15 protein-coding genes are annotated in these 13,279 nt (G+C 71.7%); 3 read left to right on the top strand and 12 right to left on the bottom strand.

Annotated features, from left to right (window positions below; genetic code table 11):
* Window positions 1-833, top strand: an 833-nt coding sequence (locus FV233_RS25030) for an EAL domain-containing protein (protein ID WP_147899119.1), incomplete at its 5' end; no start/stop codon positions are given.
* Between the two features lie 22 nt (window positions 834-855).
* Here the strand turns inward: FV233_RS25030 and FV233_RS25025 are convergent.
* The 6 genes from FV233_RS25025 to bla form a co-directional block, all read right to left on the bottom strand.
* Complete coding sequence (locus FV233_RS25025; RefSeq protein WP_147899118.1) at window positions 856-2,133, bottom strand: porin; 1,278 nt, start codon at window positions 2,131-2,133, stop codon at window positions 856-858.
* A gap of 125 nt (window positions 2,134-2,258) precedes the next feature.
* The gene (locus tag FV233_RS25020; RefSeq protein WP_147899117.1) at window positions 2,259-3,173 is read right to left on the bottom strand and encodes an alpha/beta hydrolase; all 915 of its coding nucleotides are present in this window, start codon (window positions 3,171-3,173) and stop codon (window positions 2,259-2,261) included.
* 201 nt (window positions 3,174-3,374) lie between these two features.
* Complete coding sequence (gene panC / locus FV233_RS25015) at window positions 3,375-4,223, bottom strand: pantoate--beta-alanine ligase (protein ID WP_147899116.1); 849 nt, start codon at window positions 4,221-4,223, stop codon at window positions 3,375-3,377.
* A 169-nt stretch (window positions 4,224-4,392) separates the two neighbouring features.
* Window positions 4,393-4,797, bottom strand: a complete 405-nt coding sequence (locus tag FV233_RS25010; RefSeq protein WP_147899115.1) for a hypothetical protein — start codon at window positions 4,795-4,797, stop codon at window positions 4,393-4,395.
* Between the two features lie 107 nt (window positions 4,798-4,904).
* Window positions 4,905-5,396 carry a YbaK/EbsC family protein gene (locus tag FV233_RS25005; protein ID WP_147899114.1) on the bottom strand — a complete coding sequence of 164 codons (492 nt, stop codon included), beginning with the start codon at window positions 5,394-5,396 and terminating at the stop codon, window positions 4,905-4,907.
* A gap of 66 nt (window positions 5,397-5,462) precedes the next feature.
* Window positions 5,463-6,362: a class A beta-lactamase gene (gene bla / locus FV233_RS25000; RefSeq protein ID WP_147899113.1), complete on the bottom strand. Its 900-nt coding sequence runs from the start codon at window positions 6,360-6,362 to the stop codon at window positions 5,463-5,465.
* 171 nt (window positions 6,363-6,533) lie between these two features.
* Here bla and mnmE point away from each other — a divergent pair, with 171 nt between their 5' ends.
* A complete protein-coding gene (mnmE, locus tag FV233_RS24995; RefSeq protein ID WP_147899112.1) occupies window positions 6,534-7,859 on the top strand; it encodes a tRNA uridine-5-carboxymethylaminomethyl(34) synthesis GTPase MnmE in 1,326 nt (441 codons plus the stop codon).
* 146 nt (window positions 7,860-8,005) lie between these two features.
* Here the strand turns inward: mnmE and FV233_RS24990 are convergent, their stop codons facing one another.
* Both FV233_RS24990 and FV233_RS24985 read right to left on the bottom strand, forming a co-directional pair.
* The gene (locus tag FV233_RS24990; RefSeq protein ID WP_147899111.1) at window positions 8,006-8,485 is read right to left on the bottom strand and encodes a hypothetical protein; all 480 of its coding nucleotides are present in this window, start codon (window positions 8,483-8,485) and stop codon (window positions 8,006-8,008) included.
* A gap of 88 nt (window positions 8,486-8,573) precedes the next feature.
* Entirely contained in the window at window positions 8,574-10,196 is a 1,623-nt protein-coding gene (locus FV233_RS24985; protein ID WP_147899110.1) for an ABC-F family ATP-binding cassette domain-containing protein, read from the bottom strand.
* Between the two features lie 179 nt (window positions 10,197-10,375).
* Here FV233_RS24985 and FV233_RS24980 point away from each other — a divergent pair, with 179 nt between their 5' ends.
* A complete protein-coding gene (locus FV233_RS24980; protein WP_147856279.1) occupies window positions 10,376-10,636 on the top strand; it encodes a hypothetical protein in 261 nt (86 codons plus the stop codon).
* Between the two features lie 38 nt (window positions 10,637-10,674).
* Here the strand turns inward: FV233_RS24980 and FV233_RS24975 are convergent, their stop codons facing one another.
* The 4 genes from FV233_RS24975 to FV233_RS24960 all read right to left on the bottom strand — a co-directional run.
* The gene (locus tag FV233_RS24975; RefSeq protein ID WP_147856278.1) at window positions 10,675-11,073 is read right to left on the bottom strand and encodes a type II toxin-antitoxin system VapC family toxin; all 399 of its coding nucleotides are present in this window, start codon (window positions 11,071-11,073) and stop codon (window positions 10,675-10,677) included.
* Window positions 11,070-11,336 carry an AbrB/MazE/SpoVT family DNA-binding domain-containing protein gene (locus FV233_RS24970; protein WP_147899109.1) on the bottom strand — a complete coding sequence of 89 codons (267 nt, stop codon included), beginning with the start codon at window positions 11,334-11,336 and terminating at the stop codon, window positions 11,070-11,072. The genes FV233_RS24975 and FV233_RS24970 overlap by 4 nt, the downstream gene beginning before the upstream one ends.
* 222 nt (window positions 11,337-11,558) lie before the next feature.
* Window positions 11,559-12,470, bottom strand: coding sequence for a neutral zinc metallopeptidase (locus FV233_RS24965; RefSeq protein ID WP_147856276.1), 912 nt, complete (start codon window positions 12,468-12,470; stop codon window positions 11,559-11,561).
* A 137-nt stretch (window positions 12,471-12,607) separates the two neighbouring features.
* Window positions 12,608-13,279: uracil-DNA glycosylase (locus FV233_RS24960; RefSeq protein ID WP_147899108.1), on the bottom strand; the 672-nt coding region annotated here is incomplete at its 5' end.

The following is a 13,279-nucleotide window of genomic DNA, read 5'->3' as shown; positions in this document are numbered from 1 at the left end:
CGCCCTGGGCCGACCGCGAGGCCGAGATCGTCCGGGCCTTCGAGGCGGATGCCCTGGAGATCCACCTGCAGCCGGTGGTGACCCTGCCCCAGCGCAAGGTCTCGGCTTACGAGGCGTTGGCCCGCCTGCGGGTCGATGGCGAACTGACCGAGCCGGAGGTGTTCCTGCCGGTGCTGGAACGCTACGGCCGCACCACCGAACTCGACCGGCGCATGCTGCAGCGAGCCGCCATCGTGGTCCGCCACCTCGCCCGCCGGGGCAGCGAGACCATGCTGACCTACGGCCTGTCGCCGCTCTCGCTGTTCGAGCCCGGGCTGCTGCGCGAGCTGGCCCGTACGGTCGCGGACGATCCCGCCCTGGCCGGGCTGGCGATCGCGCTGCCGCAGGCGAGTTGGCAGGGTCTCGATGGCGGGCAGCGCGGACTGCTCCTGCCGCTGCGGGGCCGGATCGGGTTCAGCCTCGACCGGGCGGACGACCTGCGCTTCGACGTGGCCCAGCTCGCGGGGCTGGGGGTCGGCCAGGTCAAGGTCCCGGCCGAGCTGCTGCTGCGGCCGGGGTCGGAGCGGCGGCGCCTGTCTGACATCGCCATCGAGGATCTCGCCCCGGCCCTGGCCCGGGCCGGCATCCGCCTGGTCGCCACCGGGGTCGCCGAGGAGGCGGACGTGCCGGACCTGATCGACCTCGACATCCCGTACGCCCAGGGCGCGGCCTTCGCGGCGCCGCGGCCGGTGCGCGCCGAGGTCCTGACCGCGCCGCCGGAGCCGCCGCCCGAGCCGGCCGAGCCCGAGCCCGAGCGGCGGCCGTTCCGCTCGGTCCTGCGCAGAGCCGTCTGACCGGCGGTCCGAGCCGTGCGGCTCACCAATAGATCTGAAGCCGCCCCAGGACGGTGTCGACCGAGAACGGCGCGGTGCCCAGCACGTCCGACTGGGCCGCGCCCGGCTGAACGCGGCCGTGGATGACGTTCGCGATCAGGCGCAGGTTCGGCTCGGGATACCAGCTCAGGCCCAGGCTCACGTCCCGCTCGGCACCGCCGCGAAAGCCCCGGGCGTTCAGCGTGATGGCGCTGTAGCGGGCGGACAGCTCGAACACGCCGATCCCGCCCCGGGAGATTCTTTGGTCGTCCCGCGGCTGGACGCCCTTGAAGGTGGCGTAGGTCGTGCCGCCGTTCGGGGCCAGCGCGTAGGCGCGGCCGGCGCCGTTCAGCACCCAGCCGGCCTCGACGTAGCCGCCCTGGAAGTCGAGGCCGGGGACGGCCCCGCCCGGGCCGCCGAACCGGTCGATCGCGGCATGGATAACCTCGGCCTGCACCAAGACCGGACCGTTGCGATAGGCGAACTCGGCGCCGATCCGGGACACGCGCGCCGCGTCCGGCAGGTCACCGGTATCGACGAAGGGGCGCGTGAACAGGAACGCCTCCGGCGGTGTGGAGAAGCTGAACGCGCCGTCGGCCCGGCTCCGGCTCTGGAAGACGCCGGCGAGGCCGAGATGCAAAGTCTCCCGCTCGTTCAGGATCGGCGCCACCGTGGCGCGGCCCGCGGCTGCCACCCCGTCCCCGGTGATGCCGTTGCTGGCGGCGTCGCCGAACACGCTCGCCACGGCGGTCCAGGCCTGCCCGTGATGCCCGACCGCGAAACCGAAGCGGCGATCCGGCACGAACGCGTTGGCCAGGGAGCGCTCGGCGAACAGGGTGTCGTTGTTGCTCTGCAGCCATTCGAGGCTCAGCGGCACCTTCATGTTGCCGAGCGTCAGGATCGTGTCCGGCAGCCCCGTCCAGGCCACAAAGGCGTCGTTGATCGGCAGGAGCGGGTCGCTGAAATCGTACTGGAAGGCGACCACCCAATCCCTCCCGATGGTGAGCGTCGGCTCGATCCAGGAGCGGCGCACCGCGACGCTGTCGGGAAAGGTCGCGGCGAGGCCCGGCCGGCTGAAGCTGGCCGCACCAGAATCCAGGTGGAGGCGGCCACCGATCTGGAGCTTCATCTCCGGCTCGGGAACGGTGAAGGTCAGGCCCTTCGCGTCGTAGCGCAGGCGCTCGCCGGCGGGGCCGGCCATGCCCTCGATCGCATCCTCGGCCGCCCCGGCGGGCGAGGCGGCGGCCAGGGTCAGGACCACGAGGGCGGGGACGGGGCGCATGCCCGTCACCGGGCCATGGATCCGGTCCGGCGCCAATGACGTAGAGCAGGAATCGCCCGAATGATCGGGAGCGTGGCCCCGCGGTCCCGGCCCGTGCGCGGACCGAATCCCGGACCGACGGCCGATCAGCCTCCGGCGGCCCCGTCGAGATGTGCCCGGATGTAGCGCCCCGCGCTCGCCAGGGACCGCCGGCCGGCCGCGACCTCCGAGTAGAACAGGTGCCAGGCATGGATCATGTGCGGCCAGACCTGCAGCTCGACCGCCACGTCCGCGGCCGCCGCCACCCCGGCGAGCCGCAGGGCGTCGTCGAGGAGCGTCTCCGCGGAACCGACCTGGATCAGCATCGGGGGCAGCCCGGCGAGGTCGGCGCGGATCGGCGACACCAGCGGGTCGTTGGGGTCGGCACCGTTGAGATAGGCGGTGGCGAGTTCGGCGAGGTAGGCCCGGCTGATCAGCGGATCGACCGCAGCCTTGGTGTCCAGGCTCGCCCCGGTGAGCGCGAGGTCGGTCCAGGGCGAGCTGAGCCAGAGGCAGCCGGGCAGGGGCAGGCCCCGCGCGCGCAGGGTCAGGGCCACGGCCACCGCGAGGCCGCCGCCCGCGCTCTCGCCGGCCAGGGCGATCCGGCCGGGGGCGAACCCGGATTCGAGCAGGAACCGGTAGCCGGCCAGCGCATCGCCCAGAGCGGTGGGGAACGGGTGCTCCGGCGCGAGCCGGTACGCCAGGGCGAGGGTGCGCGTCCCCGCTTCCCGGCCCGCTTGGGCCACGGCGTGGCGGTGGCTCTCCAGCGACCCGGAGACGTAGCCGCCCCCGTGCAGGAACAGGATCACCCGGTCGCGGTCCGCAGTGGCCGTCGCGGTCCACTCCGCGGGTACATCCCGGATCTTCGCGGGCTGGACCGCGACGTCGGCCGGCGGGCCATATCCCGCCCCCAGCGCATCGACCCGGGCGCGCCGGGCCGCGAGGTCGGCCGGGCGCGGGCTGGCCGCGAGGCGTGCGCGGATGAGGGCGATCTCGCTCGCGTCGGCGGAAGGACTCGGCATCGTCGGATCCCGGCACGGGTGAATACAGTCACGATGGCTGGAGCCGCGTGATTGGCCAAGATGATCGTGATCTGCAATCCGACGCAACTGGGATTTTGACGAGCGTTCCAAGTCGCAGGGCGCTGCCCTGCACCCGCGAAAGGTCTCGGACCTTTTGAAACCTCGGGTTTTTGGCCGTGGCGCCCGGGCGTCGGACGAGCCCTAGACCGCCACGTTGTCGATCAACCGGGTCCGGCCCAGGAACGCGGCCGTCAGGACCCGCGCCGGGGCCTCGACCCGGTCGACCTGGGCCAGGGTCTGCGTGTCGCAGACCGCGAGGTACTGGACCTGGAAACCCGCGGCCTCCAACGCGGCGCGCCCGTCGGCGACCGGGCCCGCCACCGGGCTGCCGCCCCGGGTTGCCGCGGCGATGTCGGCCAGGACTGCGTGCAGACGCGGGGCCACCGCGCGCTCCTCGGGCGTGAGGTAGCGGTTGCGCGACGACAGGGCGAGGCCGTCCGCCTCGCGCACGGTCGGGACACCCCGGATCTCGACCGCGAGGTCGAGGTCGGCCACCGCCTGCTGGATCACCCGGAGCTGCTGGAAATCCTTCTCGCCGAACAGGGCGACGTCGGGCCCGACCTGGTTCAGCAGCTTGGTCACCACCGTGGCGACCCCGGAGAAATGGCCGGGCCGGAACGGGCCGCACAGCCCGTCCGTCAAGCCGGCGACATCGATCCGGGTCGCGAAGCCCGGCGGGTACATGGTCTCCACCGCGGGCGTCCAGGCCGCGTCGGCGCCGGCTTGGCCGAGCAGCGCGAGGTCGGCCTCGAGGTCCCGCGGGTAGCGCGAAAAGTCCTCGTTCGGGCCGAACTGGGTCGGGTTGACGAAGATGCTCGCCACCACCCGGTGGCCGATCCGCCGAGCCTCGGCCACCAGGGCGAGGTGGCCCACGTGCAGGGCCCCCATGGTCGGGACCAGGACGACGCGCTCACCCGCCTGCTGCCAAGTGCCCACGCGCTGGCGCAGGGTGGCGAGATCGCTGAAACAGTGGAGATTCGATTCGGGCACGGGTCCGGCTCCGCGGCGGGGCGCCGATCTAGCGCATCGGGCCGGATATCGGAACCGGCACGCGGCGCGCGATATGGGATGCGCCCCGTGGCTTACCCGAAAGCCGGCAGCCGCCTGTCGGGACGATGCCCCGGGGCCCGATCCGCGCGCGGAACCTGCCGGTGCCGGATCAGGGGCAGTAGGGCAGGAGCGACCGGCCGAACGGGTCGTCGACGCCCAGCGGCGGCGTGAAGCCGTAATAGCTCGGATGCGACAGGCCGTATTCGGATCCGACGTAGCTCGGATCGTCCGGCGCGTTGGTCGGCACCGGCACCCGACGGGGCGTGCAGCCCACCGGAACCGCCCGGGTGCGGAGGGCGTAGACCGGGCGCCGCTCGATCCCGTCGTTGCGCGGGAAGAAGCGCGGGCCGCTCCGGGTGACGGTCTCGTAGCTGCCGCGCCCGTCGAGGCCGCCCCGGACGTCGAGGTCGGCCGCGCGGGCGCCGGCCCCTGCGGTCAGCAGGGCGAGGCCGAGCACCGTCCCGATCCCGTGCGTCCCGCATGCCCCGCGTCGCTGCCGTGCCGTCACCCGCATGCCGAACCCGTCCCGCAACCCGGCCCAGGGTGCCGCAACAGGGTAAACGGCGACTTACCCTTGGGGCGATCCCTTGGGGCGATCCCTTGCGTGATCCTTGGGAGCGATCAGGTCAGCGGCACCACCAGGGCCGTCAGCGCGGCCGCGAGGTCACCCTCGGTGAGACGGATCTGCAGGCCGCGCCCGCCGCCGTTCACGTGGATCTCGGCGGCCGGGTCCGACAGCGAGCCGGCATCGATCGCGGTCGGAAAAACCCGCTTCTGTCCCAGCGGGCTGATACCGCCGACATGGTAGCCGGTGAGGCGCTCGGCATCCGCGGGCTTGAGCATCGCCGCCGCCTTGCCGGAGAAGGCCGCCGCCACCCGCTTCATCGTGACCTCCGTGTCGGAGGCCACGAGGAGGCAGACCGTCCGCCCATCCACCGCCGCCATCAGGGTCTTCAGCACCCGGGCGGGCTCGACGCCCAGCGCCTGTGCGGCCTGCAGGCCGATGCGCGGGGCATCCGGATCGTAAGCGTAGGCGTGGAGGCTGTAGCGGATCCCGGCCTTGTCGAGGGCCAGGGTCGCCCGGGTGGTCTTGGTGGCAGGCGTCTTCGCCATCGGGCATCGTCTCGAACGGTGGCCACCGGCTTTCGGGAAAAGACGATGCGCCGCTGCAATCTCGGATCAGGGGGCGCCCACTCGGGCGGCCATGAGCCGGCCGATTTCGGCATAGGCTGCCTCGACAGCCGCCGCAGGGGCCGTAGCCCCGGTAACGTACACGCAGGCCAGGACCGGCGCACGCCCGGGCGGGGATCCCGACGGTCGGAGGATCGCCACGTCGTTGAACGTGCCGTTGTCGCCGCTGCCGGTCTTGTCGCCGACGATCCAGTCCGGTGGAAGCCCCCCGCGCAGGCGCTTGGCCCCCGTCTGGCACCCGACCATCCAGGCCTCCAGCTGCCCGCGCGAGGCCGCCGACAGGACCGGCCCAAGCAGGACGCGCCCGAGGGTCTGGCGCATCGCCTCCGGGGTGGTGGTGTCGCGCGGATCCCCCGGCAACGCGGTGTTCAGGGTCGGCTCGTCCCGGTCGAGGCGGGTGCGGGTATCGCCGGTGCCGCGCAGCCAGACAGTCAGCGCTTCGGGGCCGCCCAGGGCTGTGAGCAGCAGGTTGGCCGCGCTGTTGTCGCTCCACACGATCGCGGCGGCGCAGAGGTCGGCGATCGTCATCCGCCCGGTGCCGCCGCCGGCCTCCACGACCTTCCGGGTCACCGGCGCGTAGCTCAGAAGGATGCCCGGCCCGAAGCCGACGGCCCGGTCCAGGGATTCCGATCCCGCATCGACCCGCGCCAGGATGGCCGCGACAGCGAGGGCCTTGAACGTGCTGCACATCGGGAACAGCTCGTCCGCCCGGTGGCTCAGGAGCACGCGCTCCTGCGTCCCGGCCGAGACCCCGAGGCGGCCGCCGAGACGCCGTTCGATCTCCGCCAGGGCCGGCTCGGCCTCGTCGGCACGGGCGCTCGCCGGGCGCAGGAGAACCGGTGCGGCGAGAACGCCCAGGCAAACAGTACGGCGGGTCCAGGACGTCACGGCGTCTCGCTCTCTCGGTGATGGGTACGCCGATCTTGAGCGTCGGCATGACCGGCCAATGACGCCAGGGGCGCGATCACCGCCTCGGAATGGTACAGGGGCCGGCGGGCGTGTTTCACGTGAAACGCGTCGGATTCCAAGCGGCCGCCGACCTCCGCCAGTGACATCATCATGACCGAGTCCGATACCCTCTTCGCCCCGGCTACCGGGTTCGGCCGCGCCGCCGTCTCGGTGATCCGCGTCAGCGGGCCGGGCGCCCGGGCGGTGCTGGCCGCCCTGGCCGGCACCCTGCCGCCGCCCCGGCGGCTGTCCCTGCGCACCCTGCGGGATCCCCGGGACGGCACCGAACTCGACCGCGCCCTGGTCGCATGGTTTCCGGGGCCCGAGACCTATAGCGGCGAGGACATGGCCGAGTTGCACCTGCATGGCGGGACGGCGGTGCGGATGGGGGTGCTCACGGCCCTGGCCCGGATGCCGGGTTGCCGGGCCGCCGGTCCCGGGGCCTTCACCCGGCGGGCGGTGCTCAACGGCCGCATGGACCTCGCCGAAGCCGAAGCGGTGGCCGACCTGATCGACGCCGAGACCGAGGGGCAGCGCCGGCAGGCCCTGCGCCAGCTCGACGGGGCTCTGAGCCGCCAGGTGGCGGCCTGGCGGGAAGAAGCGATCGACTGCCTGGCCGCAGCCGAGGCCGCGCTCGATTTCGCCGACGAGGGCGACGTCGACGAGGCCGGGCTCGACGCCGCCCTGTTCGGCCGCGTCTCCGGCCTGCGCCAGGCTATCGCGACCGCCCTGCACGACGGCCGCCGGGGCGAGCGCCTGCGCGAGGGTTTCGTCGTGGTGCTGGCCGGTGCGCCCAACGCCGGAAAATCGACGCTGCTGAACGCCCTCAGCCGGCGGGACGTCGCGATCGTGTCGGATGTGCCCGGCACCACCCGGGACGCCATCGAAATCCGCCTCGATCTCGGCGGCCTGCCGGTTTTCTTGGTCGACACCGCGGGCCTGCGCGAGACCGCCGAACCGGTGGAGGCCGAGGGCATCCGGCGCAGCCGCACCCGCATCGGCACGGCCGACCTCGTCTTGGCCCTCGTACCCCCGCACGGGAGCCGGCCGGACCTCGGTGCGGCCGACCTTCCTGTCCTCCCGGTGCACACCAAGATCGATCTTTTTGCCGGCTCAACAAACGCCGTGGCGCCTGGAGCGCTGGCGGTCTCGGCCCGGACCGGGGCCGGGCTGGACGCGCTGCTGGACGCGATCCAGATGGCGGCGGAAGCCGGGCTCGGTACCGGCGACGCGCTGGTTACGCGGGCCCGCCATCGGGCGGCGTTGGAGGCCTGCGTGGCGCATCTCGACCGGCTTCTCGCCGGGGCGGGCGCTCTGCCTGAACTCGCAGCAGAGGATCTCCGGCTCGCAGTCCGGTCGCTGGGCGAGGTCGGTGGGCATGTCGGCGTCGAGGATGTGCTGGACCGGTTGTTTTCCGGTTTCTGCATCGGAAAGTAGTTTTTTAGCCGGCGTATTTCTAAGGATCGGGCGGTCGCGCCGGGCTTGGTGACCGCGTCCGTCCTCCCGACCGCCGCCCTCGAACCGCGGCCGTTTCCGCTCGTGCGGTGCGCGGGTCCCTGAGCCCGCGAGACCGGCCGCCGGACCTATTGCGGGATCCGCAGGATCCGCGGGCGCCAGATCCCCAGGGCCACGTTGGCGGCCGACACCGCCAGCAGCACCCAGAGCGTGCCGCGCTCGCCCTCCAGCGACGCGGCCAGGGCGGCCGGATCGAGCAGGCCGGCCAGCGCCCGGGCGCTGCGCTCGGCCTCGCGGTTCATCGGCCCCTGCACGTAGACCAGGCCGCCCTCGAACATCAGGACCCCGGTGGCGAGCTTCACCCACGCCCAGCCCGCGTTGAGGTAGGCCCGGTTGAGGGCCATCGCGAGCAGGCCGGACAGCAGGGTCGCGGCGAGCGAGGGCAGGAACACCCAGGTGGCGACGGCCCCCATGGCGCCCCGGATCGCCGCGTAGCCGGGCAGGGCGGCCGGCGCGGGGGCCAGCGCCAGGAGGACCACCAGGGACGCCATCGCCCCCAGCAACCCGGCCGACCCCATCGTGTGCAGGAATTTCAGCAGGCGTCGCACGGCGTCTCACCCCCGGCCCGGTCGGCGCCAGCTTAGCGCCGGAAACCCGGCGCGGGAGCGGGCCCGAAGGTCGCGCCCCGGCCCCCGGTCAGCTCCTCAGACCCGGCGCCTCCTGGCCGGTGCGGGCCACGTACTCGGTGTAGCCGCCGCCGTACTGGTGGATGCCCTCGGGGGTCACCTCAAGCACCCGGTTCGACAGCGCCGCCAGGAAGTGCCGGTCGTGCGAGACGAACAGCATCGTGCCCTCGTAGTTGGCGAGCGCGCCGATCAGCATCTCCTTGGTGCCCATGTCGAGGTGGTTGGTCGGCTCGTCGAGCACCAGGAAGTTCGGCGGATCGTACAGCATCAGCGCCATCACGAGCCGGGCCTTCTCGCCGCCCGAGAGCACCCGGCAGCGCTTCTCGACGTCGTCGCCCGAGAAGCCGAAGCAGCCGGCCAGCGCCCGCAGCGAGCCCTGCCCGGCCTGCGGGAACGCGTCCTCCAGGGTCTGGAACACGGTGCGGTCGCCGTCGAGCAGGTCCATGGCGTGCTGGGCGAAGTAGCCGAGCTTGACGCTGCCGCCGACCATGACGGAGCCGTCGTCCGGCGCGGTGGTGCCGGTGACGAGCTTCAGCAACGTCGACTTGCCGGCGCCGTTGATCCCCATCACGCACCAGCGCTCCCGGCGCCGCACCGAGAAGTCCAGCCCCTCGTAGATCGTGCGGCTGCCGTAGCGCTTGTGGACGCCCTTGAGCATCACGACGTCGTCGCCCGAGCGCGGCGCCGGCTGGAACTCGAACGCCACCGATTGCCGCCGCCGGGGCGGCTCGACCCGCTCGATCTTGTCGAGCTTCTTCACCCGGCTCTGGACCTGGGCGGCGTGGGAGGCCCGGGCCTTGAACCGCTCGATGAAGGCGATCTCCTTGGCCAGCATCGCCTGCTGGCGCTCGAACTGCGCCTGCTGCTGCGCCTCGTTCAGCTTCCGCTGGCCCTCGTAGAAGGCGTAGTCGCCCGAGAAGGTGGTGAGCGCGCCGCCGTCGATCTCGATCACCTTGGTGACGATGCGGTTCATGAACTCGCGGTCGTGCGAGGTCATCAGCAGGGCGCCGTCATAGGCCTTCAGGAACGATTCGAGCCAGATCAGGCTCTCGAGATCCAGGTGGTTGGACGGCTCGTCCAGCAGCATCACGTCCGGGCGCATCAGCAGGATGCGGGCGAGCGCGACCCGCATCTTCCAGCCCCCCGAGAGGGCGCCGACATCCCCGTCCATCATCTCCTGGCTGAAGCTGAGGCCGTCGAGCACCTCGCGGGCGCGGCCCTCCAGGGCGTAACCGTCGAGCTCCTCGAACCGGGCCTGGACCTCGCCGTAGCGCTCGACCAGGGCGTCCATCTCGTCGGCGCGGTCCGGGTCGGCGAGCGCGGCGCCGAGCTCGGCGAGCTCCGCCGCCACCGCGCTCACCGGGCCGGCGCCGTCCATCACCTCGGTGACGACGCTGCGCCCGGCCATCTCGCCGACATCCTGGCTGAAATACCCGATGGTGATACCCCGGTCGGCAGCGACCTGGCCCTCGTCGGGCTGCTCCTGGCCGATGATCATCCGGAACAGGGTGGTCTTGCCGGCCCCGTTCGGACCCACGAGCCCGATCTTCTCGCCCCGCTGGAGCGCGGCCGAGGCCTCGATGAAGACGAGCTGGCGCCCGTTCTGCTTGGTGATTTTGTCCAGGCGTATCATGAAGGGCGGTTGCCGTGTCCGGGGGAGGGCTTTCTTCAGGCCGCTTACGGCATGGATCGAGACGGCGCAAAGACGGGGCCGGGGTCGGGGGGCCGCGGACCGCTCACGCAACCGTGGGATCGGCGCCGGGAGCCAAGCACAGGCTGGGCCGTTGCCCCGCGCGAGACACAAGGAACGCGATGCTGTTCGGTTGGTGGAAGACGAGCCTCGACATGGCCATGCTGGGCCTCGAGGCTCAAGGCGTGATCGCCCAGCGCATGGCGATGTTCGCGGTGGGCGGCCCGGCCGCGCAGATCGAGGCGCAGCGCATGGTGACGGAGAAGATCATGGCGGCCAGCGAAGCGGCCCTGATGGTCGCCTCGGGCGCCTCGAACGGCAAGGTGATCCGCAGCTACCGCCGGAAGGTCCAGGCCAACGCCCTTCGGTTGAGCAAGGGCTGATTTCTCCCGGGTCGGAGGTTCTTCGGCCGGCGCCGCACTCACGAAAGAAGCCGCGCCGCCTCCCCTTGCCGAGACAGCAGCGCTACAGCCGCCCGGTCGAAGGAGACGAAAGTCTCGCCGCCGAGACGGCGGCCTTCATGGGCGATGACCCCGTCTGCGAAGTCGCCGCCGGCCTCGAGCAGCCCGAGCCCCGCCTCTACGGCGGGCCGGTTCATGGTGACGTTCCCGGTCTCGAGCAACGCGCGCAGCGCGGACGCCACATCCGCGGTCGCGATCTTGGCCCCGCGCCGGAGGATCCAGACCAGCTCGCACAGGCACGGCAGCGGGATCGCGATCGTGCTCGCGTCCGTGAGCAGCTTCCGCGCCGTGCGGCCCTGCTCAGGATCGTCCATCAGAATCGCCCGGGCCAACACGTTGGTATCGACGGCGATGTTCATGCGTCGTCCGGCGTGCCGGACCAGCCCGCTTCAGCGATGGCGTTCATCGCCTCGATCGTCAGCGGCTTATCCAGCGTCACTTTTCCATCGAGGGCATGGAGGAACTTGTCGATCGTGCCGGAGGGCCGGGCCGCCCGCACGCGCAACTCACCACCGGGCAGTTTCTCGAAGTCGATTCGCTCCCCGGGCTTGATGCCGAGGTGTTGGAGCAGGTCACGTTTCAGGGTGACCTGTCCTTTCGGCGTCACGGCGACGGACGCCATCGCGCTCTCCATAAGTCGGACTGGATCGAACGGGACTGCGAAACGACATGCGCGTCAAGCCTGTAGTCCTGTCGTCAGGATGCTGGAGGGCGCGCAAGAAGGTCCAAGCCAAGCCCTTCGCTGAGCCGCTGGTGAGATGACGCTGGACTGGGAACTCTCGCCGTCATCGCTTCGCTTACGCTCGCAAAGACAGGGCCTGCTCGCTGAATCTCTGACCCGGCCTCAGTTGTTCGCCGTCCGGAACGTGTCGCAGGCCTTGGTCTGGCCGCTCTTGTAGCCGGCGGTGAACCAGCGCTGGCGCTGGGCCGAGGAGCCGTGCGTGAAGGAATCCGGCACCACGTAGCCCTGCGAGCGCTTCTGCAGCGAATCGTCGCCGATCTGGGCGGCGGCGTTGAGGGCCTCGTCGATGTCGCCCTGCTCCAGCTCGGCGTACTTGTCGTTCGAGTTCTTGGCCCAGACGCCGGCCAGGCAATCGGCCATCAGCTCGATCCGCACCGACAGGGCGTTCGCCTCGGTCTTGCTGGAGGCCTGCTGCTGGCGGGCCTGGACCTTGCCCAGGATGCCGAGCACGTCCTGGACGTGGTGGCCGACCTCGTGGGCGATGACGTATGCGTAGGCGAAGTCGCCCTTCACGCCGAACTTGCTCGCCATCTCCTTGAAGAAGCCGGTGTCCAGGTAGACCTTCTTGTCGAGCGGGCAGTAGAACGGGCCCATGGCGGCCTGGGCCGAGCCGCAGCCGGAGCGGGTGCCGCCGGTGTACAGCACCAGGGTCGTCGGGGTGTATTGCTTGCCGGTCTGCTGCGGCAGGATCTGGCTCCACACGTCCTCGGTGTTGCCCAGGATCTTCGACGCGAACCGGCCGCTCTCGTCCGTCGGGGCCTGGCGGCGCCGGGACTGGGTCTGCGGGTCGGCCTGCTGCTCCTGCTGGCCGCCGCCGCGGCCGATCTGCTGGGCGCCGCCGATCAGGATCGCCGGGTTGATGCCGGTGAAGTAGCCGATGATCATCAGCACCACGATGGTGCCGATCCCGAGGCCGCCCGCGCCGCCGCCCGGGAAGCCCATTCCGCCGCCGCCACCGCCCTCACCGCGGCGATCCTCGACGTTGTCGGAGCTGCGTAGATCGTCCCAGCGCATGGTACCGCCCTGATGCCGCGCCTGCCGCCGGGCAGGGTGCGGTCCTAACTGTGCATCGCCTATGTCCGAAAGCCGGCAGACACCGTTCGGGACGAAGCTCTAATGACGGGAGGGAACGCCCGGTTCCGCGGCTCCGGTCAAGCTTTCCCGTCGAGCAGGGCGCGCAAGGCGCGAAAATCCCGCCACGCGAGGCGCTTCTGTACCGGCTGGCGCAGCAGGAAGGCCGGGTGGAGGGTGGCCAGCAGCTTCGCCTCGCCGGTCGGCAGCTTGTACGGGAACAGCCGGCCGCGGGTCCGCAGGATCCCGTCCTTGGTGCCGGTCAGCGTCTGGGTCGCGGGGGCGCCGAGGCAGACGATCACCTCCGGATCGACCAGCTCGATCTGGCGCTCCACGAAGGGCCGGCACACCGCCACCTCCTGGGGGGTCGGGTTGCGGTTGCCCGGGGGCCGCCAGGGCACGATGTTGCCGATATAGGCGCTGGTCCGGTCCAGCCCGACCGCCGCCATCATCTTGTCGAGGAGCTGGCCCGAGCGGCCCATGAACGGCTTGCCGATCCTGTCCTCGTCGGCGCCCGGGGCCTCCCCGAGAAACATCACCCGCGCCTCGGGATTGCCGTCGGCGAAGACCAGGTTCTTGGCGGTGAAGCGCAGCGGGCAGGCGTCGAAATCCGCCAGGATCTTTTCGAGTTCGTCGAGGCTCTTGGCCTCGCGGGCCCGGGCGCGGGCGTCGCTCGCCGCCTCGTCCGGCTGGGCGCTCGCCGCACGCCCGAAGGTGCGGGCCGGAGCCGGGGGCGGGGGTGAGCCCGGGGG

This window comes from Methylobacterium sp. WL7 (assembly GCF_008040085.1).
GTDB lineage: Bacteria > Pseudomonadota > Alphaproteobacteria > Rhizobiales > Beijerinckiaceae > Methylobacterium > Methylobacterium mesophilicum.
The sequence above is the reverse complement of the archived record's forward strand: the minus strand, read 5'-3'. Positions and strand labels throughout refer to the sequence as shown.